The following is a 25,374-nucleotide window of genomic DNA, read 5'->3' on the forward strand; positions in this document are numbered from 1 at the left end:
CCCTCTGACTATGCACACTCACAGGCGCACGATTCCGGACAAGCCGGAATGACAACAATAAGGGCGGTGACAACAATAAGGGAGGCAATTTCTAATGCGTTTGCCCTGTGTGCCAGCGTATCAGGCGTTGTTGATTATTTGTTGTGTTTGTGATAGTATTGCGCTAAGGTTGTAGGATTATGAGATGCGGATGAGGCTGTGATAAAGGGGGAACATTTGGTTTCGGCTCGCATGAGGCTTTACTACGCAATATTTTTGCTATTAGCCGCGATTGTTGCTTATTATCCGGTTTTGCATAACGATTTCGTTAGTTTTGACGATTATAAATACACCACAGGCAATCCATCCATTAAAGACGGGCTTACCGTTGAGGGCATTAGGTGGGCATTTGGCACCTTCTATTTTTCAAATTGGCATCCAATTACGTGGATTTCCCACATGGCCGATGTCTCGCTTTACGGATTTGGGGCAAGGGGACATCACCTAACGAGTCTATTCATTCACGCGATAAACGGGGTGTTGTTGTTTTTTATGCTTTATTCGATAACACCTGTGGTACAGACGAATCGCACGCTGTTGTGTGTGTTTGTGGCGGCGCTTTTTGCCGTTCATCCCCTGAATGTTGAATCTGTGGCGTGGGTGGCGGAGAGAAAAAATGTCTTGTGCGCGTTTTTTTGGTTTACCACGCTTATGGCGTATGCCCGTTATGTCAGTGGCCAGACGCTTATGCGATATCTATCTGTTTTGTTTCTTTTTTCTCTGGCGCTGATGTCAAAACCGATGGCGGTAACACTTCCCTTTACGCTCCTGCTGATTGATTACTGGCCGCTTGGGCGTTTCAAAACGGGACAAACCGTCATCAATAAATATCCGGTGGCAGGATTAATTGCTGAGAAAATCCCCTTTTTTCTCCTTTCATTTGTGTCGTCAACCATCACCATATATGCGCAACGCCAGGAGGGGGCGATTATTTCCTTTAACACATTGCCATTGGCCATACGTGTCATAAACGTCGTTATGTCATACGCCGGTTATATCGCAAAACTGTTCGTCCCCACACGGTTGGCTGTGTTTTATCCATACTTAGAGGAGAAATCCCCTCCGGCCATCGCGTTAACCGCCTTAGTGCTCGTCATAGTAACCGCCGTTGTATTTATGAAGAGAAAGACCGCGCCGTATCTGCTGATGGGATGGCTCTGGTATATAGTGACCCTTGTGCCGGTTATTCAAATCGTGCAAGTGGGGGCGGCCCCGATGGCGGACAGGTACATGTACATCCCCGCGGTGGGGCTTTTTATTATGATTTCGTGGGGCGCGGGGGATGTCCTTGCGACGCTCAGGCATCCCAGAGCTGTTGCGGCGGCGTTGGCTATCGCAGTCATCTCTGCACTGATGTTTATTACGATACGGCAAACAGGGTATTGGAGGGATTCAGCCACACTTTATAAACACGCCATTGACGTCACAAAGGGCAACTACCTTGCTTACAATAATTACGGTCAGGTGCTGATGAAGCAGGGCAAGTTTGACGATGCCATTGAGCAATTCAAAAAGGGCCTTGAGATAATGCCCTCAAATGATGAGCTGAATCTCAATATGTGGGAGGCCCTCTCAGCAAAGGGCACACCCGATGACAAGTACCTTGTTAATGCCGCTGCCTTATGGTTTCATGGGGATACCGCCGCCCTGTATAAAAAGACTGGCATTGGTTATTTTAATCAGAAGAAATACGATGACGCCGTGGGGTTTTTCTTAAAATCCCTGCTACTTAACAACAGAGATGTGGAGGCGTTTAATTATCTTGGAATGGCGTTACAGGAAAAGGGTCAATTCAGGGAAGCCGCGCTGACCTTTAATAAGGCGCTGGAAATTATGCCAAACAGCGCCGCCCTTCACTCTAACAAGGCGGCGGCGCTGATAAAGGCCGGAGATGTTAAGGCGGCGGCTGTCGAGTTAAAAGAGGCCCTGCGCCTTGACCCCGCAAATGTGGTCGCGAAGCAAATGCGTAAGGAGATAGAATAGCACCAACACTGAAGCCGCCAACGGGCGGCAGATGGAAATCAATAGATAAAGCGTGGGCAAAAATACGGGGTGAAGGGGGGGTTACCCCCCCTTCGTCGTTAATCTGTTAATCCTCTTACTTCCATTGCCCTAAATCAGGCAAATTGCTATAATACCCCTCACACTATGGACAGGCAGCGCAGACTAATATATCTCATTATACTGATACTTGTAGCGGCCACTTTCTTTTGTTACCTGCCGCTTAGGTATAATGATTTTGTCACATACGACGACTATGACTACATCGTCAACAATGCCCAAATCCACTCTGGCCTTACTATGGCCAACATCAGATGGGCATTTACGACCTCATATTTTTCCTACTGGCATCCACTTGCGTGGATTTCACATATGGCGGACATTGAGCTGTTTGGCCTGAATCCGAGGGGGCATCACCTGATGAACTTGTTCTTTCATATCGCAGACGCGGTGCTGCTTTTTTTGTGCATGAGGATGATGACGGGCAGACTATGGGAAAGTGCGTTTGTGGCGGCGTTGTTTGCGCTGCATCCGATGAGTGTTGATTCAGTGGCGTGGGCGGCTGAGAGGAAAAATGTCCTTTCGACATTTTTTTGGTTTTTAATCCTCATTTTTTACACTTATTATGTGCGTCGCCCTGTGTTGTGGAGATATTTATCTGTGCTTGCCGCCTTTGCCTGTGGGCTTATGTCAAAGCCGATGCTCGTTACAGTGCCGTTTTTACTGCTTTTGTTGGACTACTGGCCGTTAAGGCGGTATAAAGCGCGAAAACGAGCGGGACTACCGGGATTGCTCACAGAGAAGATCCCGTTTTTTATACTTTCGGCGGTTTCCCTTTTTATGACGATTTTGCCGGAGTGGAGAATTGGAACGGTTATTACCCTTGAGGGTCTGCCTTTGGGTGTGCGAATAATCAGGGCGATAAACTCCTATACGGGTTATTTAGTCCACATGATAAGTCCGGCTCATCTGACGGTGCTTTATCCATACCTCAAGGTATGGCCGTGGTGGGAGACTGCCGCGTCTGCCGTATTTTTAGTGTCTGCCACCATTACCGCCATTGTTGTTCGTAAAAAATATCCCTATTTGCTTGTGGGATGGTTTTGGTATTTGGGCACGTTAGTGCCGGTCTTACAGGTCTTTCAGGTCAACCTGTCGCCGATGGCCGACCGTTATACGTATGTCCCACTCGTCGGAATTTTCATAGTTATCGCGTGGGGCGTTCGTGATATTTCAGATAAAATATTTAGAAGAAGTGCCGTGAATGCAGTGGCCGCCGTATTGATATTGGCCGTGTTAGGGGCATTTACGTGGAGGCAGATTGGGTATTGGAGGGACTCAGGCCAGCTCTACAAACACGCTATTTATGTAACAGAATTCAACTATATGGCGCATAACAACTACGGCGTTTATCTGATGGAAGGCGGCAAAGTAGACGAGGCGGTGGTTCAATTTGAGAAAGGGCTTCAGATAGTCCCGTATAATGATGAGTTAAACTTCAACATGGGCGCTGCCCTGATTGGACAGGGTAAGATTCAGGAGGCACAGAGGTACCTGCTCGGCTCGGCCAGGCTGTGGTATAAGGGCGACAGGACTGAGTTTTATAAGCGTCTGTCGTCTTCATTAGTGGCAGAAAAAAAATATGCCGAGGCCATTGAGTATATAACGAAGCTCATCCTTATCAATCCGAAAGATGTGGAGAACCTCAAATTGTTGTCGGAGGCGCTATCTGGTATGCACAGATATGTGGAGGCCCTGGCGGCGATAGAAAAAGGGATTACTCTTTCGCCAAAGGACGCGGATTTATTTTATAGAAAGAGTACGATTCTGACGAAAATGGGAGTGAAAGAGGCGGCAGATAAGTAAGTAACTATCGGCTGGTTACTAATTGGCTGAATACCGGCGCTGTGGAGTTTGAGGCATAGGCCATGATATAAATAGATTTGCTCCCTGCCGGACTTAAAAGAACCTGGCCGTCTGTCGGAGACGCCGTTACGAACAAGGGAAGACCGTTATACGCGCTCGTGTTTCCACTCCAATTATGGCCAGCCGCAAAGATGGACAGAACATCAGTCATACCACCCGGGTATGCGGTGTATTTGTACACGCTTGGTGTTTGATTGAAGAGGGCTAAACAAGAGTTACCAGTTGTGCTTGCGTTTGCGGTCTCATAGCATTCTTGTCCGCCCCATGGATTGGAAGTTATGACAATGGGATCTCCGGACATGTAAGCATCAAGAGATGCTTGTAAATCAGCAACCGCGCTCCTGGCGCTTGACGCAGTTGCCCTCACCCTTGATTTTTCCCTCTGCCCCAGAAACAATGGTACCGCAACAGCGGTCAACAAGCTGACTATCGCAATAACAACCATGAGTTCAACTAACGAAAAACCCCTTATATCCCTTGCCGAAAGGATTCTTATCTTCTTATCTCCCATTCTCTCACTGCCTCCGGATGCAGATTCAGGTGTTATAACTAAACGCCTTCTCAACGGCCTCAGCCGCGTTCTCTACAGTTATAACTCATTCAACATCTCATGTCTTAAGCCCTATTACCTGTTTGTTATATGATGTCAGACCCTTGTTTGTTTCTCGGACAAGCCGATCAATATTTTATCCAATTCTTCTATTCCATCCAATATTCTTTTGACTTTTATTTCCTGTGACAGTGGATAGAGAATTTCCTTAGCTTTTGTAAGTGACTGATGTGCAATATCACCTCTCCGTTCACCAAATTGATTGATATCGACCAACCAAGTATTATTGAGTTCGTTTTTTTGAACTCCAATAGGTATCAGTAATTTTAATAACCGATCCTCTGTAATTCCATGATTTTGTTCTACAGTTTTAGCAAATGCCTGCACTACACCGTTAATTCCATCTTTATGGCTGACGTTTATGACAAATGAATTCAATGCTGTTTGTAGTATTGCATTCATCTTAGCCGTACCAGATATATTTATTATTTCTATTGGTACTTTTCCAAAGTTGCGTTCACTATAAATAGCCAACGATATCAGAGTTGCCGATAGAGTACTTTTTTCATTCCAATTAGTATAAGCATTCACGGCTATATCTCTCGTTATATCTTCAAAATATGCCTCGATCTCAGCGTGCGCCAGCAATATATATGCCCTAATATCATCTTGTTCAATGGTTTTCGATCCCGAGATGAAGTGTTCACTTAATTGATTCAGCCGGTTTTTCAATTCCTCAAACCTTTCTGACATAATATCTATGCAGCTTTTGTTTTAACTATTTTAATTTCTATTTTTGATCCGGCACTCCCTTCAGCGATCATTGGTATATCTAAAGATATATTCAATATTTTCGAAAGAGACTTTCCCCATATTGAAATTCTTTCTACGATACTACGAGTACTTTTTGTAGATGATTCAATAGAACCAATGAAAGTCTCGTCCTCTTCGCAAAGTCTATTAAACTCCTTAACGACAGCATCTTTAGACTTGCGTTCTGTTATATATTTTCTAATATCATATTCCGAAAAATAATATACCATTATATCATAAACAGCTTTGTTTATTGTTCCACGATTATCAATTCTTTTAAAAGCTTTGTTCTTCCCAAATATTTTATAAGTGAATTCTATAGCATTTTCTAGTTCTTTCAGTTGGTTTACAATTTTATTTTCACCATAGATCCATTTATCATTAAGATCTTTACATACATAATCTAAATGTTTTTTTAGATCGCTTTTATAGTCTGCTAAATAATATTTAAATGCAATAAATCTTATCGATAGCTCTATATCTCTCATGCGCCGGTCAGGTTTTTTTATGTTAAAAAGAGACCTAAAGATTGTGCTTTTGTTAGTAAATTCATCAATATAATCAAGAAACCTGCCAGGATGCAATGCTTGCCTTAGTTCTTGTGGCGACAAAGGTAAACTACCAGTATTTAACCTGTAAAATACTCTGTACAAGAAATCTTCATTAGGCCAGCTTCTTATTATGGTAGTCCTAATTGATTGGTTATCGAAATCAGTGCGATACCCATACAGCTCTGGTTTACTGATTAAGTCAGAATAGGTTAAACCATTCAACTCTTTTATATCAATATTTTTTAACTTTAATGGTTTAATAGGATCGAAATCATCTTCTTTAAATTCTCCTGTCTCAGAGAGATACTGTGTAGTTAAACAGAACTGAATTAAAGTCAGCAGCCTTTGTTTACCATCAATTACAATATAATAGGTCTTTTTATTTTTACCTTTTTTCTCCGCTAATATGATTTGTGGAACGGGAAGCCCCAAAATCAATGATTCTATATACTTTGATTTTCTATTTTGATCCCAAGCATCGCGTCTTTGAAATTTAGGATTCATATCAATATTACCGCGTTTTATTTGAGTTAATATTGTATCAACTGTCCAATCAGTAGCCCATAACACAGCCTTTGCGTTTTCAAATACATCACGAAGTTTTACATCATCTTGATTCTCATCATCTTTTCTATCATCATTGTTAATTACATCATATTCATCGTCCATAATATTTCCTCCTTTTCTTGTATATGGTTATTATGACACAGAAATATGAGAAAGTCAACAATCAGAAGGGAAAACAGGCACAGACTTACTTATGGTAACTAAACGCTTTCTCAACGGCCTCAGCGGCGGTTTCTGCTACTATTACGCCTTCAACATCCCACGTCTTAAGCCCTATGACCGGTTTATTAAACTGCAGGGCGTAGGCAATTTCTGAGAGGGTTCCATATGAGCCGCCAATGGCTATAAGTACGTCCGCGGTTTGCGCTATTATGGCGTTTCTTGCGGCACCCATCCCCGTTGCTATCGGGATATCAACGTACCGGTTGGCGTGCTTTTTATCCCCTTGCGGTAATACCCCCACTGTCAGGCCGCCGCCCTTTTTTGCGCCTTTGCAGACGGCCTCCATGACGCCCTCAAGGCCGCCGCAGATTAACAGGCCGCCCTTTAACGCGACCAGCCTGCCAACCTTTTCGGCTTCCCCGAGGTGCCATGGACTTACATCCCTTCCTCCGATTACTCCTACTATTACCACTTCTTAAATGTTAAACATCATAATACAGATAGAACTCATACGGGTGCGGCCTCAGTCTCATGGCGTCCACCTCTTTTTCCCACTTGTAGGCCACCCATGTCTTCAGCACATCCTCCGTAAACACATCGCCCTTTAACAGAAACTCGTGGTCGGCCTCTATATTGTTTAATGCCTCGTCAAGGCTCCCCGGCATCTGCGGTACGGTGGCCAACTCCTCCGGCTCAAGATCATACAAATCCTTATCAAGCGGCTCGCCCGGGTCTATTCTGTTCTGTATCCCGTCTATTCCCGCCATCAACATTGCGGTAAACGCCAGGTATGGATTGCACGATGGGTCGGGGTATCTCACCTCAATGCGTTTTGCCTTTGGCGATGGTGAGTACATAGGTATTCTTATTGAGGCCGAGCGGTTTCGCGCCGAATAGGCCAGATTCACAGGGGCCTCAAACCCCGGTACCAGTCTCTTATATGAATTCGTCGTAGGGTTCGTTATCGCCGCAATCGCCCTTGAGTGCTTGAGGATTCCTCCGATATAGTGCAGGGCCATTTCGCTGAGGCCGGCGTATCCCTTTCCCGGAAACAGCGGCTTATCTCCCTTCCACAGGCTCTGATGGACATGCATCCCTGAGCCGTTGTCCTGAAACAGCGGCTTGGGCATAAACGTCACGGTCTTTCCATTTTTATTCGCCACGTTTTTCACCACATACTTAAATATCATAAGCCAGTCGGCCATCTTCACAAGCGGTGAGAATCTCATGTCTATCTCCGCCTGTCCGGCGGTTGCCACCTCGTGGTGCTGCGCCTCTACCTCAATGCCGCATTTTTGCAGTGTTACCACCATCTCTGTTCTCAGGTCTTCCATCGAGTCATTCGGAGATACGGGGAAGTATCCCTCTTTATAGCGCGGCTTATAGCCGAGGTTCGGTTTTTCATCCTTGCCTGAGTTCCAGATGCCCTCTTTGGAATCAATAAAGTAGTAGCCGCTGTTTGTCGTCTGGTCGTAGCGTATGTCGTCAAAGATGAAGAACTCCGCCTCCGGCCCGAAGTATGCCGTGTCGGCAATGCCGGTGGATTGTAAGTACGAATGTGCCTTCTGGGCTATATATCGTGGGTCACGGGTGTAGGACGCCTTGGTTATCGGGTCTATTATATTACAGATAAGATCAAGCGTCGGGTACTTGCTGAATGGGTCCATCATGGCTGTGGACGGGTCAGGCAGCACGAGCATGTCTGACGCGTTTATCGCCTGCCATCCCCTTATAGAAGAGCCGTCAAATCCAAAACCCTCCTCAAACGACTTTTCGCCGAGCTGCCCGATGGGTACGGAGAAATTCTGCCACATGCCGGGGAAATCCACAAACAGCAGGTTTACCATTACAGCCTCGTTTTTCTTCGCAAACGCGAGTACTTCTTTTGGTGTCATTTGTTGTTAACCTCCTGAATTTAGTATATTGGTGATGATTAAAGGGCTACTTCGCCTCTTTCGCCTGTCCTTATTCTCAGGGCGTCTTCGATGTTATACACAAATATCTTCCCATCTCCTATCTTTCCCGTTTTGGCCGTCTTTTCTATAGTATCAATTACCTTTTCGACCATGTTGTCGGCGACCACAAGCTCTATTTTTATCTTAGGTATGAAGTCTATAACATACTCTGCGCCCCTGTATAGCTCAGTGTGTCCCTTCTGCCTGCCAAACCCCTTTACCTCTACTACTGTCATGCCCTGTACGCCGATTGCGTTTATGGCGTCTTTTACCTCATCAAGCTTGAACGGTTTTATTATTGCCTCGATTTTCTTCACCTTATAGCCCTCCTTTATTTATTGAAAAATCCTTCATAAAATGCGCGGGCGCGCCCCGAATAAGACGGATATATCTCCTCAGTCTGCGTCCTTAGTTTCCCCATATCAAGCGGCTCGTGTCTCATCCAGTCGTAGACCATTTCCCTGTTCACCTCTATGTGAAACTGAAAGGCATAGACGCCCGTTCCATACTTAAACGCCTGATTGGGATAAAGCGCGTTAGAGGCAAGCCTCACCGCCCCCTCCGGCAAATCAAATGTCTCGCCATGCCAGTGAAAAACCATCAGCTCAGACGTATCGGCCACGGCAAGCCTTGAAAACGCCGCATCGGCCATCCCCGCCCCGGATGCCGCTATCCGGTACCAGCCAATCTCAGGGGCCGGCCCCTTGTAAACCTTCGCCCCCAGCGCCTTCGCTATCATCTGTGAGCCAAGACATATGCCGAGGACTTTTCGTTCATTGCCTATGAAACGCCTTACTAAATCCTCTTCTCTCCTGAGATAATCGTCATCGTCGTTTACGCTCATAGGGCCGCCCATGATGACCAGCGTATCAAAACCGTCGGCATCAGGGACTGGCTCGCGGGTAATATTAACAATCCGGTACGGTATGGACTTTTCTTTGATGTAGTCCTCTATCGTGCCAGGCCCTTCGCTGTCTATATTTTTGATTATCAAAACAGACACCAGCCGACTCCTTTGCAAATTGTTTTTAAGGCACCGCCAATCACACAGCGCCACCGTCGCTATTATAGCAAAACAACAACGCAAAAGTTACATAAATACACGTGCAACTAAATTTTTTTCATCGAAATCCCATTTCCAGATCATATAGCAACTCCGCTGCCGCATACTATAATCATAAACCATGCCAACTGTAAGATGCCGATATATAAACAGTTTGGCCATCATCAGGCGATACATAAATGTTCTGTCCTACAATTATGTATTGTCGCTGCTTACCTTGTCGCCATTTTTTTTCACCTCATTGAGAATTGCTGACAGGGCAATTAAATTTATTGACATAGCAGCACATGATATGGTTTACTACGCATACTTAAAAAAAATGGAGGTACATTATGACAGCTAAAAAGAAGAGAATGGCGGTAATCGCCAGCAAAGGGACGCTTGATATGGCATATCCGCCACTTATTCTGGCGTCAACCGCGGCCGCAATGGATGTAGACGTGCAAATATTCTTCACTCTGTACGGCGTGGATATAATTAACAAGAAAAAATATCGCAACCTGCAGGTCTCACCGATAGGCAATCCGGCCATGCCTTCCCCAATTCCTATGCCCAATATAATAGGAATGCTGCCCGGCATGACCCCTATGGCCACATCAATGATGAAGGGCATGATTAAGAAGATAAACTGGCCGTCTATTCCTGAACTCGTTGACGCGTGCCGTGAAATGGATGTCAAGATGCTTGCCTGTACTCCAACACTTGAAATGACCAATGTATCTAAAGACGACCTCGTTGATGGGGTAATGGTTGCAGGGGCGGCGGAGTTTCTAAACTTTGCTCTTGATGCCGATATAACGTTGTTTATTTAGTACTGCTACTGCCTATATGGAATATAACGCGGGTGTTCTCTACGGGGGGCATTCCGCCTTGTATCCCGTGCTGTTTGTTCGCTGTTAAAGCCTTTGGTTCGGTAGTGTCGTTTCTTTTGTGTTTTTCTATTTCAGGAGGAGGTGTATGCCATGTCAGCCAGCCGTATCAGCCGTGTAGTTTTTAATAAGGATAGGCGTCGGATTGTTTTTTTTGTATTCGTTATTTTTTTATCAATTACGCATTTTTCGCCGCTCTCCACAGAGGCATTAAACTCAATATCACCTTCTGGCCAAATATCGGGGGAAACGGTTGTCCAGCCAGTCAGGGTTATTAACGGGTTTGTTAAAAAAGGGGAGACGCTTCTGGACATTAGTAAAAAATATAACCTCAAGACAGACGACCTGATAAGTATCTCGCTGGCCTCCAATGACCTCTATAACCTGAAGACATTAAGGCCGACAATGTCCTATAAAATTATCATCAATCCAACTAACAATGATATTCTTGAACTTAACTATGCCATAGACGACTCGTCTTTTTTGTCTGTCAAAAGATATGTGGACGCCTCTGCCGACGAAACCCTTGCTGAGGCGGAGAATTTTTTTCAGGCCGAGGTGGTGTCGCTGGCCTATCAAAAGAGAACAGGCACAATCTCAGGCAAAATAAACCACAACCTCATTGATTCCATTGGCAAGTCAAGGGAGCACATGAATGTTGCGTTTGAGTTGGCCGACATATTTGCCTACGACATTGATTTCATGACTGACCTCCGAAAGGGTGACACGTTTGAGGTGGTACTCGAAGAGCTGTACAGGGATAACGTATTTAAGGGGTATGGCAAGATTCTCTACGCCAGATTCACAAACAACGGGGATCGTTATGAGGCGCTCAGATACGAAATAGACGGCAAGGATGAGTTCTTTCGCCCCGATGGCAACTCCATAAAGAAGACACTGATGAGAGCGCCCCTAAGGTACAGGTATATCAGTTCGTTCTTTTCTAAAAGCAGATTTCATCCCATACTAAGAATCTCCCGCCCTCACTTCGGTGTAGATTATGCCGCCCCCAAGGGGACTCCGGTTTCAGCGGCTGGCGATGGCGTTATCTTTGACGCCGGGCGTACGGTTGCGTATGGAAATCAATTATTTATCAGGCATTCGGGCGGCTATGTCACCGGCTATGGACATCTCTCGGCGTTTGCTAGGGGCATGAGAAACGGCGTAAAGGTCACTCAGGGTGAGATCATCGGATATGTAGGCGCAACTGGATATGCCACCGGCCCCCATCTTGATTACAGGGTTAAACTTGATGGCAAACCCATAGACCCGCTTACGATGAAGCTACCAACAAGCCCTATTCCCCTCAAACACAAAGAGGCTTTCAATACCTATGTTGCCCTGATGCGCTCTGAGCTGTCCAGGTCCCAAGTGGCAAGGCTCTCGCAAAAAACCACCAGAAATTTAAATTAGGGGTGGTCTGAAATCAGAGTTTTGATGATTTTGGTGTTAGTGCTGATGAATATGCCGCTGGCCTCAGCCGCTGAAACGGTTCGCTGCGCCTCGACAACGAGCACTCAGAACTCTGGATTTTTCGATTACATCCTACCCATATTTCAGAAGAAGACCGGCATTAAGATAGAGGTAGTCGCAGTCGGCACAGGGGCGGCTATTGAGATAGGAAAAAGAGGGGATGTTGATTTTGTCCTCGTTCACGCTAAGGACCAGGAACTAAAGGCAGTACAAGAGGGATGGTTCGTAAACCGTAAAGATGTCATGTACAACGACTTCGTGCTGATAGGGCATAAAGATGACCCAGCCGGTGTCAAGGGCGTGAAAAGTGCGGTTGCCGCGTTTAAAAATATTGCACTGAAAGAGGCACCCTTCGTCTCGCGAGGAGATAAATCCGGCACGCACACTAAGGAGCAGGCTATCTGGAAAGAGGCCGGTATTGACCCAAAAGGCAAGGGCTGGTATCTTGAAGCTGGGCAGGGTATGGAGAGGACTCAACGCGTCGCCGACGAGCATAAGGCATATACCCTTACCGACCGCGGCACATGGCTCGCAAAAAAGGATAAACTCGACCTTCAAATCCTACTCGAAGGAGACCCCATACTATTTAATCAATACGGTGTGATGGCCGTAAACCCTGAAAAATATAAGCACGCCAAATATAAGGAAGCCATGGAGTTCATAAACTGGATTACATCAAAGGAAGGGCAGGAAGCCATCGCCAACTACAAAAACGGTGGCAGTCTTTTCATACCAAATGCAAAGAATTAGAGGATTAACGACGAAGGGGGGGTAACCCCCCCTTCACCCCATAGTTTTGCACATGTTTTGTCTATTGAGTTTGGGCTGCCGCCCGTTGGCGGCTTCAGTGCTCCACATACAGGGCGTCAAGTTTGTCTTTGAATGCCTCGTAGATGTTCCGTCTTCGCAGTTTCAGCGAAGGGGTCAGAAACCCTCGCTCCGGCGTCAGGTGCCCGTCGTATATATGAAATTTCTTTATCGTCTCAAACGACGCAAGGTCATTATTTATTTTGTCAACGCTGTTTTGGACGAGGGCAATTATTGCCTCGTTTGTAACCAGTTCTGTGAAGCTCCCGAATGTTATGCCCTGTTTCTTTGCGTATGCGGCGATGGCGTCTTGTTTTAGTGTTATCAGCGCTGTGAGGTACTTTCTTTCGTCTCCATAAACTACGATATGTTCAATGTAGGGGTCGTCCTTAAAGCGCAGTTCAATAAGCTGCGGGGATATGTTCTTCCCTCCCGACGTCACTATCAGCTCCTTTTTCCTGCCTTTTATTTTGAGAAACCCCCGCTGTGTAAACTCCCCCAGGTCCCCGGTCTTAAACCATCCATCCGCGTCAAAGGCCTCCTTTGTGGCGGCCGGGTCTTTGTAGTATTCCCTAAAGATATTTAAACCCTTTGCAAGGATTTCCCCATCCGGGGCAAGCCTCAACTCTACGCGCGGGAATGGTTTACCGACAGTGTCGAAATCAAAGTCGTCCTTTTTGTTCATCGTCAGCGTGGGTGAGCACTCGGTAAGGCCATAGCCTTCAATAAGCAAAAGTCCGGCGTCGTAGAAGAACGCCTTTATCTCACGCCTTAGCCCCGCCCCACCGGAAAGACAAAACCTAAGCCGTCCTCCCGTCAGTTCCCTGAGTTTCGCTATCTGTTCGTTCTTGTGGCCTGAGGACGCCTTCGCAGTAAGATATAACTTTTCCCAATAGGCCGGCACACTTATGAATATCGTCGGCCTCACCGTCGGCATATCAGAAAGTACGGCCACAGGGGTCGTGAAATATGTCGTAAATCCAAGCGTATTGCCAAGGCCAAGTTCGCCCCAACCAAAGATGTGCGACATGGGTAGCCAGAGCAAATCCACCATTGTATCGGGAATCAGAGGGCTTAGTACGTCTATCCAGTCACCGGCGTTTACGTACAGGTTTTCATATGTCAGCACAACGCCCTTGGGAGGGCCGGTTGTGCCGGAGGTATATAGTATCGTGGAGACATCGTCTTTGGTTATCAGCTCCGCAAGACGTTTAAAGCCGTCAGGGGCGTCGCAGACCAGCCCCTCACCAGTGGCGTATACATCGTCCATAAACACGATTTTATCTTTCAATTCCTTAAGATTCGCGACGTCTGGCGTAGAGTTAGCTCTCATATCCATGAGGATAATTTTTTTAATAAGCGGCAGGCTGCCCCATATCTTATGTACGGTGGGGAGCATGTCCAGCTCGGTTATCAGAATCTCAGAGTCTGAGTGCGTGAGGATATACTCAACTTCCCTGGGCGTGTTTGAATGATAGACGGGGACAAACACGCCGCGGCAGGCGTGGATAGCCATAAGACATATCGGCCACTGGATACGGTTTTTAGCATACACTGCCACTTTTGTGTTTGGACCGACGCCGAGGTGGCTAAGATACAGGGCCGCCTTTGATGAGTACGAAAGGAAATCCCGCCACGTTACGTTTAATTGGCCGCCGCCCGGAAGCGACACCACAAACCTGATCGCCTCCGGCTCACTATTATTTCTTTCTATGAGAACCTGTGCCTCTGTTTTGAAAGCTATTCCATTTTCCATAAGATTTGTCCCCTTTAAGATTCGTCCCCTTTTTTTGTATTTTACATTATTATCTTCAAAATGATAAACGGGCAATTTACTTATTCGTGGCAGCTCTGTTAGAATACCCCATTAAGATCGCTAACTGAGGAGGATAATATAGTGGCAAGCTGTTATGTATGTGGAAAGGCAAAGAAGGTCGGCAATAACGTCAGCCATGCCAACAACAGGACGAAGCGGTGGTTTCATCCCAATCTCCAGCCTGTCAGGGCAATAACTGACAAAGGGCCAAGAAAGGTGTCCGTATGTACAAGATGTCTTCGTTCGGGCAAGGTAAAAAAGGCCATTTAGCAGGCATTTGTGAGCAGGCTTCAGAGGGCTGCAACACTCATAGAATCCCTTGCCGAGCATCTCGGTATGGTGGATTTGATGACGCTGGAGAGGATAAAAAATCGTTGGCACACGCTGATTGAACCTCCAACCTCGCTTAACGCCCAACCCGTATTTTTCAAAAACGCCCAGCTCGTAATCAATGTCGAGTCCAATGTCTGGATGAAAGAGCTTTCATTCCTCAGAGGTGAGATTCTCTCAAAGCTGGGTGAGTTTGGAGTTGCCTCAATTAAATTGAGGCCGGGGCCTGTCGTATGGCCAGAGCAGATAACACCGCCCACAACTGGCACTGCTCCAATTGATGCCGCGCTTACCGCGGGGGAAACGGCATATGTGGAGTCACTCTCCGCGGATATAAAAGACGACGAGTTGAGAGAGGTGCTGTGCAGGACAGCGCTGAAATCATTCGCCCGAATGAAGGCCGTCAGCAGGCGATGAGCAGACTGCAAGTTTGTATTGAGAATTTGCCTCATCAAACACGATTATTATGCGGGGATTATTATAATAGTGCGAGAAGGAACTTTCCGTATTTGAAGGCAAGAGAGACATTCCCCTCAATTTCGTGTACGGTTTGAAGGAATTCGAAGGACTGTTCCATCGTTTGCATCCCTAATGCGCGGTTCTTTCCAACCTCTTTGTAAATCTTCTCCAATTGATTCGTTCGTATCAATTCTGATATTTTTTTCGTATTATGCAAAATCTCCATTGCAGGGACCGTCCCCACAAAGTCTTTAAGAGGCAGCAGTTGTTGCCATATGATGGTTCTCAAAACCCGTGAGAGCTGATAGCTTGCAAATTTTTGCTCACTCTCATTGTAAAAATTAAGCATCCTGTATATTGCCTCGCCCGAACCGCCAAATGTTCTCATAACCGCTATTACCAATATACCGGCGTCCGCCGCGTTCATGGCAAGGCTCATCTCGTCTTTGCTCTTTATATCTGTAAGGACTATTACGTCTGCCTTACTTCTAATCGCGGTATTAATAGCGGTTGTAAAATTCAGGGTGTGGTATCCAACCTGGCGCTGGTCTATCAGTGAAGACTGGTTGGCATGATAATATTCAATTAAATCCTCTATGGTTATAATGACTTTTTTCTTGTTAATATTTATATGCTCAATTATGGCCGCAAGCGTGGTGGATTTACCCGATCTCGCCTCACCTGTTATTAAGACAAAACCCTCCTCTAAATCGGCAATTTTTTCAAGAGATTCCTTTGGTCCTAAATCCTGCAATTCAGGTATTTTGCGTGGAATTATACGGCAAGCCGCACCGATGCCCTCCTGGCTGTGATAAAGATTAATCCTGATACTGCCAGTTTCGTCGCTTACGTACATCAGCTCCATATCCAGTTGCTTTTCAAATCTCTGTATCTCGCCCTTATCCAATATCCCATATACCAGACGTTTGAGTTCCTCCTGCCGGTAAAAAGGGCTCTCCAAAAGTTTGTGAAACTTTCCGTGGCGCTTAAGCACAGGACACTCATCAACAGAAAAATATATATCAGAGGCGTTAATCTCACGAGCGGCTATTAAATAATTAACTATCTCGGGCACATCCGCCCTGGGTTTGTTTATCGCCTCGATTTTATGTATAAACTCTTCTGCATCTACCCAACTGTCATCATCTTCATGTGAGTTACCCATGTTAATATATGCCTCCTTTTAGTAATAAGCCTCTTTTACAGGATTTACATAATATGAATAAGTATCATCTCTGAATTTTTTTGCGGCCTCTTTGTTTAAAATATCTTTACCGGCGGCCTCAGCCAATGCCTGTGTTATGGTTATCATCCCCCTGACAGAGCCTGCTGCCATTGTCGGCCTTAGAAGATGATATCTCTCGTTATATATCAGGGAGGATATTACAGCGTCGTTAAGAAGCATTTCAAAAACTGGCAATACTCCGGTACCATCTTTTTTAGGTAACAGATTTTGCCACAACACCGCTTTTAAGGTTGCCGCAAGTGTTTTTCTCGCTTCCTTTCTATCATTCTCAGGGAAACACTCTATCATTAGCCGAAGGGCCTCAGAAACACCTCCGTTTGTGCCTACCGCGGCTATCACCAAAATACCTTTCCTTGCGGCCATCAGCGAAAGGCTCATCGTTTCATACATGGGAAAGCCGTCTATGGCAATCACTGACGCATCCCCTACGGTTTTATCGAATTCACTTGTCAGATTCAAAATGTCAGATATTCTGATAAACGGCTGCTTCACCGTTGAGAGCCAATCTCTATGAAGATACTTAAGAGACTCTTCCATCACAACAATTCTTTTAGAATAATTTTTATTAATAAAATCAACCAACGAAGCCGCTGTTGTACTTTTGCCGGAGTTTTTTTTCCCAATTATTAGTATCAGCCCCGACTGCGTGTGGACAAGCTTTTTGATTCTGTCAGGGAAACCCAAAGACTCTATCTCTGGCACCTCATCAACAACGGGGCTTATTGACAACATGTAACCATTATATCCATGAGACACCTGCACCTTAAACTTTCCTGTCTCCATGGATTCATAATTAAAATGCGCCTCCATAAAAGGTTTTTTCACCTTTACAGTTGAGCTGTTAATGAGTAAATTAACGAATCCAACGGTAGTTTTTTCGTTTATAGGCACCACGGATTCGACCCTTGACAGCGCATTCCCTATTCTGATATATGGAGCCTCTTTCGGGGTCAGGTAGAGCATGTCCCCCCTTTTTTCAGTCAGGATACCGCAAAGAGAGTCGAAAAAATCTGCCCCCTTTATTTTCATTGTTCACGATTATCGGTAATTGCAAGCCGTTGCGGTTGTTTTAAATACTTGCCTATATAATTGTTATTAAGCAATCTGTTATATAAAGGTCCGGCGCTTTTTGCTAAAAAATATGCAGACAGCATTAAAATTGGTATCCCAGGTATTCCAGGCAGAATAAGGGTGATTATTCCCAGCCCTGCCAGCAGAACTCCAACAATCTCGTATAATCTGTTCGGTCTGGTGTCTTCATTAACCTGCACGAACATGGATTTCTCTAAGGATATATTATAAGCGTTGCTGGTAACGACTATATTCATAGTAATAGCGTTCATGTTTATTAATATATCTGTCTCACTAATCACTTGCTCATCATAGTATATAGTCATGCTGCCGCAGCAGTTGTTCAGCGATGTTTCTCTGATGCCCGGCAGAGCGAGGATTATTGTATTGACAGCCGTACTCAGAGGCTTATTTGCCACGAAGGCCTCAGATACCACCCTCAGGCGTCCGGAAATGGAATGCTTAACCTCAAATGGAATATACACTTCCATGCCCACCGTAGTCAGGCTCCCCTCAGGCGGGCAAGCGCAACCAGACACACACTCAGGGGTGGACTCTGTTGCAATGATGTTAGTCATTTTCGTCCTGTTGTTCGTGTTTCAGTGACTGCACTAAGAGCTGCTCGATTACTTTAGCGGACTCATATTGTTTAAGAGAGCTGTAGCCAAAAAATAAGAGAACCAGCCATGCGGGAGTCGGAAGAGCCGGGGCTAAAAGAAGTGTAAAAAGCCCGGCAGACATGGTTGTTGCCGAAATCACAGTGTCTTTCCTGAACACGCCCGACCGTGAAAAGGTTTTTATCATTTGCCCGTAAACATCGTTTACCGTGATCTCATCCCCATTGATTGTTATTTCTATGGCACCGCTTTCACCACGACACAAGGCATTCAGTATCTCCTCATATGTGCCGGTAAAATTCGGAAGCGACATTATAAAATCCATCTGCTCACTGAGCCTTGTTATTAAATTGCCCGCGTCACAGCTCCTATCATCAAAATAAAGGGTCACCGAAGCGGCATAACGGCTAACCTGCGCTGTTTTTATCTCTTTTACCCTTTTTATGGCAGCACCAAAAAAAACAAAGAACACCCTCATGTCCATATCGGTTTCAACCTTTAGCCTGAGCCGTCCCTTTATGTGATGAGCCGCCTTTAGCTTATATGTGCCTGTCATTTCCTTTCAGCCTTTGCTTGCGCCTCTTTTATCTTTTCAAGCTCATATTCGGCCTTGCTCTCTGCCGCTATGTCTTTAAATTCCTCAAACGAGTGGCAAAACGAGGAGAACAAGGAGTCTTTTATAGAATAAAACAGCTTCATCAGACTTTTAATAAAACCCTTGTTGGGGAGCACTTTTGTAAGTAACACTACCACAAGTCCACCCACTATGCCGGCAATTATATATCCCATATTACGCCTTGACCATCGCCTCTGCCTTTGCAGCCTTTTCAGCGTCGTACTCTGACTTGCTCTCAGCAATAATGTCTTTAATTGACTCCAGCGTCTCCCCTCCGCCGGAGGCTACCGCTCCCGTAACCGAATACCCCATCTTTATAACTCCCTTTACAACATTCCTTAGAACATCAGTTTTACCCGCAACATAAACTACCGCTCCACCAAATATCCCAGCCAATACCGTTTCCATATCGTCCTCCTGATAAGTGATATATTCTGTTTCTAGTATACCTAAGGCATACATAAATAGCAAGTACCTGTTAACGCCCCTTGAGTTTCATTCTTATTATAGGTTTCATACCATTGATACAGGCTATGATGGCCGAGCCATTGCTGATAAGTGTGCTCAGGACAGGAGAGATCAAATTAAACGCCGCAAGGGCATACGCCACTACGTTAAGCCCCCCTGTTATCGCGTAGTTTTCCTTGATCAGTTTTATGGTTTCCTTGCTTATCTCAAATGCCATAGGAATTTTATGCAGATTGTCGTCAAGCAGGATTACCCCGGCGGTTTCTTTTGTAATATCCGCCCCACCCTTTACAGAAAACCCGATGTCCGCATAAGAAAGCGCTACGGAGTCATTTATCCCATCGCCAACGAAAGCCACTACGTGGCCCTTTTTCTTTAAATCTATCACAACCTCGGCCTTTTGTTCAGGCAGCACCCCGGCAATACATTTGTCCATACCCAGCATCTTTGCCACCGGATAGGCCACCTTTTTCACGTCCCCCGTTAGCATTATGACATTGGTAACGCCCACACGGTGAAGCTCGTCTATCATCGCCTTAGCCTCTTTGCGTATCTGGTCACTGAAGGAAATAATACCGGCAAGCCTTCCGTCTATTGAAATATACAACGCCGCTTTGCCGTCGCTGATAAGTGTGTCGGTGACGATTACAATCTCATCGTCTATGGGTACGGAGTTTTCATTAAGCAGCCTCAAGCTCCCAACAAGCACATTTTTACCGGCTATCAAGGCATCCACTCCGCGTCCAACGCGGTACACAACGGTATCTCGTATTTTAAGTTCAATGTGTTTACTTTCCGCGTACTTTACCACGGCTTCGGCTATCGGATGTGTCATCTGCAGCTCCGCGGTGGCCGCGTATGAGATTATCTCCTCCTCTTCATAGCCGTTAAAACCGATTACGTCCTCTACTTTAATCTCTCCGGTTGTAAGCGTCCCCGTCTTGTCGAATATTATAGTGTCGGATTTGTAGAGTTTTTCGAGATAACTCCCGCCCTTTATTAAAATCCCGTGCGATGTGGCCGAAATCATGCAGGACAACACCGCAGTCGGTGCCGAGACCCTTACTCCGGTGCCGAAATCCACAGTAAGAAGTGCCGCGAGATGGGGAAGGCTTAACGTGCTGGCGAAGATTAAAGATGTGGTAATTAGTGAGGGCATCACAACTCTGTCCGCAAACTTTTCGGCGTGGTTTTGTATTTTAGTCTCATAAAGCGGGGCTTCTTCTACCATTTTGACCACCTGCGCCACTTTTGTGTCATCGCCAGTTTTGGTAACCCTTACATACGCCTTGCCGTCTTTTATTACCGTTGCGGCAAGCACCATATCGCCAGCCTCTTTATGGACAGGGAATGACTCCCCTGTTAACACCTGCTGGTCAACGATTATTTCACCCTCTGTTATTTCACCGTCAACAGGGATAAGATTCCCGACGTTTAAGGAAACTACCTCCCCGACTTTGATATCTTTGACCCGAACCTTTACCTCAACCTCACCCCTTACCACCCACGCGTAGTTCTCCTGGAAATCCAATAACTTTCTGATCGTTCTATGCGAACTGGACGCCGTGAGATCTCTTATATAATCGCCAAGGTGAATCAGCCAAACCATAGCGGAGGCGTTTATAACGTCTCCGGTAAGCAGGCCCACAGTCAGGGCTGCGGCGTCAAGAAAGTCCACGTTTAATCTGTGTTCATTCGTAATACACTTGTAAGTTCGTTTATAAACTGGCACGGCGATATAAAGAAGCATTGGATAGACGATGGCAAGGGCAAGCACCGGAACGCCGCCAAGCCCAAGACTCAACCCCATCGCAACCGACGCCCATCTGAAATAAGACAGCGAAATTTCCTTGTCCTCGGTTTTTACCTGAACCGGCTGTGCCTTTAAGCCCACAACATCTGATATAGTCATTGCGGAAACCGACTTCACTATTACATCCGTTGCGGTGGTGTCTTTATCGTAGTAGATGGTAAAACTCCCGCAGAAGTAGTTAACATCCACATCGGTCACGCCGCTTTGTGTTTTTAAGTAATTGCCAAGCGTTACGCTCAAATCTTTATACGAGGCCAGAAGTGCGACGCAAATCCGAATCCGGCCTGTTATGGAGTGCTTAACGGTACAAGACAGGCGCATCTTGAGCAAAGCGCTGTTAACCTCTAAAACTGCGGATGAACTTTTAATAGGGGCTTCACCGCATACCCCCGCACTGACAACATTAGCGGGACCAACTACGTTGGATGTAATTGCTGAACCATGCGAAGCCGCCTTCCCCGGGTACATATGCCCGGCGTTTGTCTCTGTCGGAATCTGCCCATAATCATCATCTGTTTTTGGTAATGTCTCCATTATCCTCCTTCATGTTACAAAACATGCTACAAAAACTAGGGCATTTTACTCAATATATAAAGAAATAAGCAATGCCTAAGATAATATACAATGCCAAAAGCTGCACGCCCTCCATCCAATGCGTCTGCCCATCGGAGGCGATAAAATGCACTAAAAAGGCAGAAAATAATATTGAAAGGGTCTCAAGCGGAGTAAATGTCAAATCCATAGGTGCAGGGCCGACAAAGTAACTGATAAAAACCAGCACCGGGGCCAAAAACATTGCCACCTGAGAGCTTGAGCCAATGGCTATTGAGACAGATACGTCCAACTTGTTTTTAAGCGCCATAAGGATTGCGGTGCTATGTTCTGCGGCATTGCCAACCAACGCTACGACTATCACGCCGACAAATACCTCGTTCATCCCAAACGACTTAGTTGCCGACTCCAGTGAACTAACCAGAAATTCACTCATAAAGCTGATTCCCACCGTAGCGGCCAGGAGCACGTTGATGGACTTAGTGGCGCTCCAGCTCTCTCCGGGTTCATCGCCGTGCGCCTCTGCCTCGCCAACTCCATATAAGTGTTTGTGGCTTTTCAGCGAAAATACGAGGCTCAGTACATAGGTAACAAAAAGCACTATGGCAATTGCGAGGCTTAATTTAAGGCTCAGATTCCCTACAACCGCTTTAGTTAAAGAGTGCTCTCCTAACAGTGTGTTGATGACTGTGGGGACTACGAGGCCGAAAGAACAGAGTACCAGCATTGTAGAGTATAGGCCGGCAGTTGTGGCGCTGAAGTGCACAATCTTTTGTTTTAACCCTCCGGCTATGAAACTAAGCCCGAGGACAAGCAGGATATTGCCGATAATAGAACCTGTTATCGAAGCCTTTACGACGTCATACATTCCGGCTTTGATAGCGATGACCGCGATAATAAGCTCAGCCGCGTTGCCAAATGTCGCATTGAGGAACCCGCCGATACCGGGTCCGACTTTTTCGGTCAGGTGTTCGGTTGCCTTGCCCATTATCGCCGCCAGAGGTATGATGGAAATAGCGGACGCGGCAAAAATCATCGTGCCGCTTGCATGTCTAAGCTCAAGTATTACAGCAATTGGAATGAAAACAAGGAAGTAGTCCAATATCCCAATTTCATATTTACCTATTTTTATCATATATAAAGCCTCCTGGAGTAACTACAACCACTTGAGCATCCACCCAAGATAAAACACGTAGATGAGTAAAAACATCGCGCCCTCATACCTTGAAGGCTTCTTGTCAATAACGACAAAGGTAAAAATTATAGAGCCAAACAGCATCACGGGCAACCCCTTGTTTATGGTATCCGCGGCAACCAAAAGCACCCCCGGGTTGGGAGTAAAATAACTAAACAGAGAAGCCACGCCAATTACGAAGAAAAAGTTAAATATCCCTGAGCCGACGACGTTACCAAGGGCAACGTCAAGTTTGCCCCTTCTGGCATACTTGTAGGAAATCATCAGCTCCGGCAAAGAGGAGGCAATGGAAACCGCGGTACCGGCTATGACTCCTTCATTTATGTGAAATATTTGAGCAATTTCACTAATATAATCCACAGTCCATTCGCCTCCGAAATAGAGCATTACAGAGCTGGCAACAAGCAGGACATATGTGAACATTGTTGCGGGGAGTGCCTCACCTTCCTCTTCCGCCTCAGACGCCAACTCAGGCTCATGGCCTGGTTTTCTCCCAAACACCGACCAGATGTAGAGGGCAACTCCGATAAGAGAAAGAACTCCGTCTGAGGTCTTATAGTGGCCGCGAAAGGTCATGAAGGTAAAAAGGGCGTTTGCGGTAATAAAAAAAGGTATATCTATATTTATAAGTTCAACTTTGATGTGTTCGCCTTTAAAAAACAAAAAGGCGATTCCAAGCACTAAAAAGGTGTTTGTAATGTTTGAGCCGATGACAGAACCAGCAACAATCGTCGTAGAGCCTTTTAAAACGGCAAAAATAGACGCAATCATCTCAGGCAGACACGTGCCAATGGAGATTATCACCGCTCCAATGACAAAGCCGGAAAGTTTAAGAGTCTTGCCGATACGCTCCGCGCAATAAGTAAACTTATCCGCCCCGAACACCAAAAGGGCGATTCCCACAAAAAGCATCAAAAAAACGAAGACCACGCTATGTTCCATCTGCCAACACCTCCGAAAAAACCGACCGCTCCGTAAAGCATATCATATCTGATGGTTAAAAATATAGTGCCGCCGTAACAATGGGATATGTCAGGAAAATAAGTTTACAAAAATATCACAATACTTAACCACTTTTAAATATGTGTTAATATGTTATTGACCTTGTCCTGGAAAACCATCATCTTCAAGCCTCTCTTTTAACTTGAGTAAAAACTCGCTTTGTCGTGAATTAGGTATCTTTTCCGGTATGCAGCAAGCAACCCGAAGCAGCCTTTTCTCTTCGTCGGTAATATGTGAATTGGAACTTACCCATCCCGCCAATTCCTGCCAATAACTTTGCCCGAGCTCAATGACGGTGCTCTGCGCCATGATGGTATTATCTGTTCGCTGTTGCGAGCGTGCTTCGCGTAGTATAGAGCGCTCTTCCTCAGGCTTAACCAGTCCTGCAAGCACATTATTACTCAACTTAATTGTTAAATCCTGAACCCGTCTCCAGCAGGTTTCCTTTTTACACCATTCACCAACATTTTGAAAACCGGTATCAGGAGCAGAGATTACCTTGTAAACATAACCTGCGATAACTTCAATCTGATTTTCCATTTCTCCAGATAAACATTGACTATTCCATATGGCACGAAAATTTATAATTCTCCCGTTACCGGTCATATTAACCAGTTGTGAGAATTTAGCTATGGTATATGTAACAGTCTGAGCGCGCCAGCCATTCTGATACCAATCCTGCCTGGATACAATTCGTTCAGTCTGTCTGAAAATTATTGCTTTAGCAACAAGTCGCCTGAAATATTCTTCATTAAAAAAAGTGTCCTCCTTTTCCCATTTATCATCAACATATCCGGCAAATTCCCGAAAGTTTTTCTGGGCACCAAGACTTACTTTATGCGGCAGACAGTTCCACGAATTCTCAAATTTTGCAATATCCGTTTTAGTCATCATTTGTTCCCGTGGATTCTGCAGAAGAAAACTCCTGCGAGCTGCAGGTGTCAGAGGCGATTGTTCATTAAGGTATTGTCCACGGGCACGTTCGTAGAACCATCTGGTACCGTGCTGAGTTCCTCCGCCAGCAGGAGCCCATATTCGTCTGGAAATATCTTCCATACGCACGTGAAAAGGATGATTTGCGAAAAAGTCAGCATCAGCAACCTTGTTTTGGCTGTTAGCATACCGGGAAATATTAGGAACAACTTTTTGGGCTTTTTCTGGTGCAAGAACAGATAACTTCATTTGGACGAAAGTATGCTCAAGGCTTGCCTTATCCTTTCTCCTGGCGCTTGAAAGAGAGGCCGTTGTTTGTCCTCCGTTAACAATCTGAAGGTGTTTAGCCCCCGTTATCATCAACTTTCCGTTTGAACTTTCAGACGTTTTCACTTCAACCGCTGTCACAGTGATTCCGTTGTTATAGGGTAAGCGTCAAGAAAACCCCATCTTTACAGTGGGGGTAGCAGATGTCATAAT

General features: G+C 45.6%; 24 protein-coding genes and 1 pseudogene. 7 read left to right on the top strand and 18 right to left on the bottom strand.

The annotated features are described in order from the left end of the window. The first annotated feature begins 198 nt into the window (after positions 1-198). Positions 199-2,022: a tetratricopeptide repeat protein gene (locus tag AB7D94_RS07650; protein WP_420265182.1), complete on the top strand. Its 1,824-nt coding sequence runs from the start codon at positions 199-201 to the stop codon at positions 2,020-2,022. 165 nt (positions 2,023-2,187) lie between these two features. Beyond that, entirely contained in the window at positions 2,188-3,906 is a 1,719-nt protein-coding gene (locus tag AB7D94_RS07655) for a hypothetical protein (RefSeq protein ID WP_420265183.1), read from the top strand. Between the two features lie 4 nt (positions 3,907-3,910). On the opposite strand, the gene AB7D94_RS07660 is transcribed toward AB7D94_RS07655, so the two are convergent. The 7 genes from AB7D94_RS07660 to AB7D94_RS07690 form a co-directional block, all read right to left on the bottom strand. Further along, on the bottom strand, positions 3,911-4,477 hold the full coding sequence (locus tag AB7D94_RS07660; protein ID WP_420265184.1) for a pilus assembly FimT family protein: 567 nt from the start codon (positions 4,475-4,477) through the stop codon (positions 3,911-3,913). 135 nt (positions 4,478-4,612) lie between these two features. Further along, the gene (locus AB7D94_RS07665) at positions 4,613-5,269 is read right to left on the bottom strand and encodes a HEPN domain-containing protein (RefSeq protein WP_420265185.1); all 657 of its coding nucleotides are present in this window, start codon (positions 5,267-5,269) and stop codon (positions 4,613-4,615) included. Positions 5,270-5,274: 5 nt separating this feature from the next. Then, positions 5,275-6,549, bottom strand: coding sequence for a DUF262 domain-containing protein (locus AB7D94_RS07670; RefSeq protein WP_420265187.1), 1,275 nt, complete (start codon positions 6,547-6,549; stop codon positions 5,275-5,277). 85 nt (positions 6,550-6,634) lie between these two features. After that, positions 6,635-7,081, bottom strand: a complete 447-nt coding sequence (locus AB7D94_RS07675) for a TIGR00725 family protein (RefSeq protein WP_420265188.1) — start codon at positions 7,079-7,081, stop codon at positions 6,635-6,637. A gap of 10 nt (positions 7,082-7,091) precedes the next feature. Beyond that, positions 7,092-8,504, bottom strand: coding sequence for a type I glutamate--ammonia ligase (gene glnA / locus AB7D94_RS07680; RefSeq protein ID WP_420265189.1), 1,413 nt, complete (start codon positions 8,502-8,504; stop codon positions 7,092-7,094). A gap of 38 nt (positions 8,505-8,542) precedes the next feature. Then, positions 8,543-8,881: a P-II family nitrogen regulator gene (locus tag AB7D94_RS07685; protein WP_420265190.1), complete on the bottom strand. Its 339-nt coding sequence runs from the start codon at positions 8,879-8,881 to the stop codon at positions 8,543-8,545. 14 nt (positions 8,882-8,895) lie between these two features. Further along, a complete protein-coding gene (locus tag AB7D94_RS07690) occupies positions 8,896-9,567 on the bottom strand; it encodes a type 1 glutamine amidotransferase (protein ID WP_420265191.1) in 672 nt (223 codons plus the stop codon). A gap of 392 nt (positions 9,568-9,959) precedes the next feature. On the opposite strand from AB7D94_RS07690, the gene AB7D94_RS07695 reads away from it, so the two are divergent. The 3 genes from AB7D94_RS07695 (at position 9,960) to AB7D94_RS07705 (ending at position 12,719) form a co-directional block, all read left to right on the top strand. Beyond that, positions 9,960-10,439: a DsrE/DsrF/DrsH-like family protein gene (locus AB7D94_RS07695; protein ID WP_420265193.1), complete on the top strand. Its 480-nt coding sequence runs from the start codon at positions 9,960-9,962 to the stop codon at positions 10,437-10,439. Between the two features lie 150 nt (positions 10,440-10,589). After that, complete coding sequence (locus AB7D94_RS07700) at positions 10,590-11,909, top strand: LysM peptidoglycan-binding domain-containing M23 family metallopeptidase (RefSeq protein WP_420265194.1); 1,320 nt, start codon at positions 10,590-10,592, stop codon at positions 11,907-11,909. Positions 11,910-11,933: 24 nt separating this feature from the next. Then, positions 11,934-12,719: an ABC transporter substrate-binding protein gene (locus AB7D94_RS07705; protein WP_420265195.1), complete on the top strand. Its 786-nt coding sequence runs from the start codon at positions 11,934-11,936 to the stop codon at positions 12,717-12,719. Between the two features lie 94 nt (positions 12,720-12,813). Here the strand turns inward: AB7D94_RS07705 and AB7D94_RS07710 are convergent, their stop codons facing one another. After that, positions 12,814-14,532 (bottom strand): AMP-dependent synthetase/ligase, encoded by a 1,719-nt coding sequence (locus AB7D94_RS07710; protein WP_420265196.1) that lies wholly within the window; start codon positions 14,530-14,532, stop codon positions 12,814-12,816. A gap of 141 nt (positions 14,533-14,673) precedes the next feature. Between AB7D94_RS07710 and rpmB the strand changes: the two genes are divergently transcribed. Beyond that, positions 14,674-14,862: a 50S ribosomal protein L28 gene (gene rpmB / locus AB7D94_RS07715; protein ID WP_420265198.1), complete on the top strand. Its 189-nt coding sequence runs from the start codon at positions 14,674-14,676 to the stop codon at positions 14,860-14,862. 9 nt (positions 14,863-14,871) lie between these two features. After that, the gene (locus AB7D94_RS07720; RefSeq protein ID WP_420265200.1) at positions 14,872-15,339 is read left to right on the top strand and encodes a DciA family protein; all 468 of its coding nucleotides are present in this window, start codon (positions 14,872-14,874) and stop codon (positions 15,337-15,339) included. A 61-nt stretch (positions 15,340-15,400) separates the two neighbouring features. Here AB7D94_RS07720 and AB7D94_RS07725 read toward each other — a convergent pair whose 3' ends face one another. From AB7D94_RS07725 to AB7D94_RS07770, 10 genes and pseudogenes are all read right to left on the bottom strand, one after another. Continuing rightward, a complete protein-coding gene (locus tag AB7D94_RS07725; protein WP_420265201.1) occupies positions 15,401-16,546 on the bottom strand; it encodes a type IV pilus twitching motility protein PilT in 1,146 nt (381 codons plus the stop codon). Between the two features lie 18 nt (positions 16,547-16,564). Then, complete coding sequence (locus AB7D94_RS07730) at positions 16,565-17,656, bottom strand: hypothetical protein (protein WP_420265202.1); 1,092 nt, start codon at positions 17,654-17,656, stop codon at positions 16,565-16,567. After that, on the bottom strand, positions 17,653-18,276 hold the full coding sequence (locus AB7D94_RS07735; protein ID WP_420265203.1) for a DUF454 family protein: 624 nt from the start codon (positions 18,274-18,276) through the stop codon (positions 17,653-17,655). Before AB7D94_RS07735 ends, AB7D94_RS07730 begins: the two co-directional genes overlap by 4 nt. Then, a complete protein-coding gene (locus AB7D94_RS07740) occupies positions 18,269-18,871 on the bottom strand; it encodes a hypothetical protein (RefSeq protein ID WP_420265204.1) in 603 nt (200 codons plus the stop codon). The genes AB7D94_RS07735 and AB7D94_RS07740 overlap by 8 nt, the downstream gene beginning before the upstream one ends. Next, the gene (locus tag AB7D94_RS07745) at positions 18,868-19,104 is read right to left on the bottom strand and encodes a hypothetical protein (protein WP_420265205.1); all 237 of its coding nucleotides are present in this window, start codon (positions 19,102-19,104) and stop codon (positions 18,868-18,870) included. Before AB7D94_RS07745 ends, AB7D94_RS07740 begins: the two co-directional genes overlap by 4 nt. Before the next feature lies 1 nt (position 19,105). Continuing rightward, the gene (locus AB7D94_RS07750) at positions 19,106-19,339 is read right to left on the bottom strand and encodes a hypothetical protein (protein ID WP_420265206.1); all 234 of its coding nucleotides are present in this window, start codon (positions 19,337-19,339) and stop codon (positions 19,106-19,108) included. 70 nt (positions 19,340-19,409) lie between these two features. Then, on the bottom strand, positions 19,410-21,746 hold the full coding sequence (locus AB7D94_RS07755) for a heavy metal translocating P-type ATPase (protein WP_420265207.1): 2,337 nt from the start codon (positions 21,744-21,746) through the stop codon (positions 19,410-19,412). Between the two features lie 49 nt (positions 21,747-21,795). Then, a complete protein-coding gene (gene cax / locus AB7D94_RS07760) occupies positions 21,796-22,899 on the bottom strand; it encodes a calcium/proton exchanger (RefSeq protein WP_420265208.1) in 1,104 nt (367 codons plus the stop codon). A 21-nt stretch (positions 22,900-22,920) separates the two neighbouring features. Beyond that, positions 22,921-23,901, bottom strand: a complete 981-nt coding sequence (locus AB7D94_RS07765; RefSeq protein WP_420265209.1) for a sodium:calcium antiporter — start codon at positions 23,899-23,901, stop codon at positions 22,921-22,923. A 153-nt stretch (positions 23,902-24,054) separates the two neighbouring features. Next, positions 24,055-25,311 (bottom strand): annotated as a pseudogene (locus AB7D94_RS07770) (AIPR family protein); the annotation flags it as partial. Positions 25,312-25,374 lie beyond the last annotated feature (63 nt).

This window comes from Candidatus Magnetominusculus dajiuhuensis, from assembly GCF_046044395.1.
Classification (GTDB): Bacteria; Nitrospirota; Thermodesulfovibrionia; order Thermodesulfovibrionales; family Magnetobacteriaceae; genus Magnetominusculus; species Magnetominusculus dajiuhuensis.

Coding starts and splice junctions, on each gene's coding strand:
- AB7D94_RS07655 (WP_420265183.1), top strand. CDS start 2,188: ATGGACAGGCAGCGCAGACTAATATATCTCATTATACTGATACTTGTA.
- AB7D94_RS07660 (WP_420265184.1), bottom strand. CDS start 4,477: ATGGGAGATAAGAAGATAAGAATCCTTTCGGCAAGGGATATAAGGGGT.
- AB7D94_RS07665 (WP_420265185.1), bottom strand. CDS start 5,269: ATGTCAGAAAGGTTTGAGGAATTGAAAAACCGGCTGAATCAATTAAGT.
- AB7D94_RS07670 (WP_420265187.1), bottom strand. CDS start 6,549: ATGGACGATGAATATGATGTAATTAACAATGATGATAGAAAAGATGAT.
- glnA (WP_420265189.1), bottom strand. CDS start 8,504: ATGACACCAAAAGAAGTACTCGCGTTTGCGAAGAAAAACGAGGCTGTA.
- AB7D94_RS07695 (WP_420265193.1), top strand. CDS start 9,960: ATGACAGCTAAAAAGAAGAGAATGGCGGTAATCGCCAGCAAAGGGACG.
- AB7D94_RS07700 (WP_420265194.1), top strand. CDS start 10,590: ATGTCAGCCAGCCGTATCAGCCGTGTAGTTTTTAATAAGGATAGGCGT.
- AB7D94_RS07705 (WP_420265195.1), top strand. CDS start 11,934: ATGATTTTGGTGTTAGTGCTGATGAATATGCCGCTGGCCTCAGCCGCT.
- AB7D94_RS07710 (WP_420265196.1), bottom strand. CDS start 14,532: ATGGAAAATGGAATAGCTTTCAAAACAGAGGCACAGGTTCTCATAGAA.
- AB7D94_RS07725 (WP_420265201.1), bottom strand. CDS start 16,546: ATGGGTAACTCACATGAAGATGATGACAGTTGGGTAGATGCAGAAGAG.
- AB7D94_RS07730 (WP_420265202.1), bottom strand. CDS start 17,656: ATGAAAATAAAGGGGGCAGATTTTTTCGACTCTCTTTGCGGTATCCTG.
- AB7D94_RS07735 (WP_420265203.1), bottom strand. CDS start 18,276: ATGACTAACATCATTGCAACAGAGTCCACCCCTGAGTGTGTGTCTGGT.
- AB7D94_RS07740 (WP_420265204.1), bottom strand. CDS start 18,871: ATGACAGGCACATATAAGCTAAAGGCGGCTCATCACATAAAGGGACGG.
- AB7D94_RS07745 (WP_420265205.1), bottom strand. CDS start 19,104: ATGGGATATATAATTGCCGGCATAGTGGGTGGACTTGTGGTAGTGTTA.
- AB7D94_RS07750 (WP_420265206.1), bottom strand. CDS start 19,339: ATGGAAACGGTATTGGCTGGGATATTTGGTGGAGCGGTAGTTTATGTT.
- AB7D94_RS07755 (WP_420265207.1), bottom strand. CDS start 21,746: ATGGAGACATTACCAAAAACAGATGATGATTATGGGCAGATTCCGACA.
- cax (WP_420265208.1), bottom strand. CDS start 22,899: ATGATAAAAATAGGTAAATATGAAATTGGGATATTGGACTACTTCCTT.
- AB7D94_RS07765 (WP_420265209.1), bottom strand. CDS start 23,901: ATGGAACATAGCGTGGTCTTCGTTTTTTTGATGCTTTTTGTGGGAATC.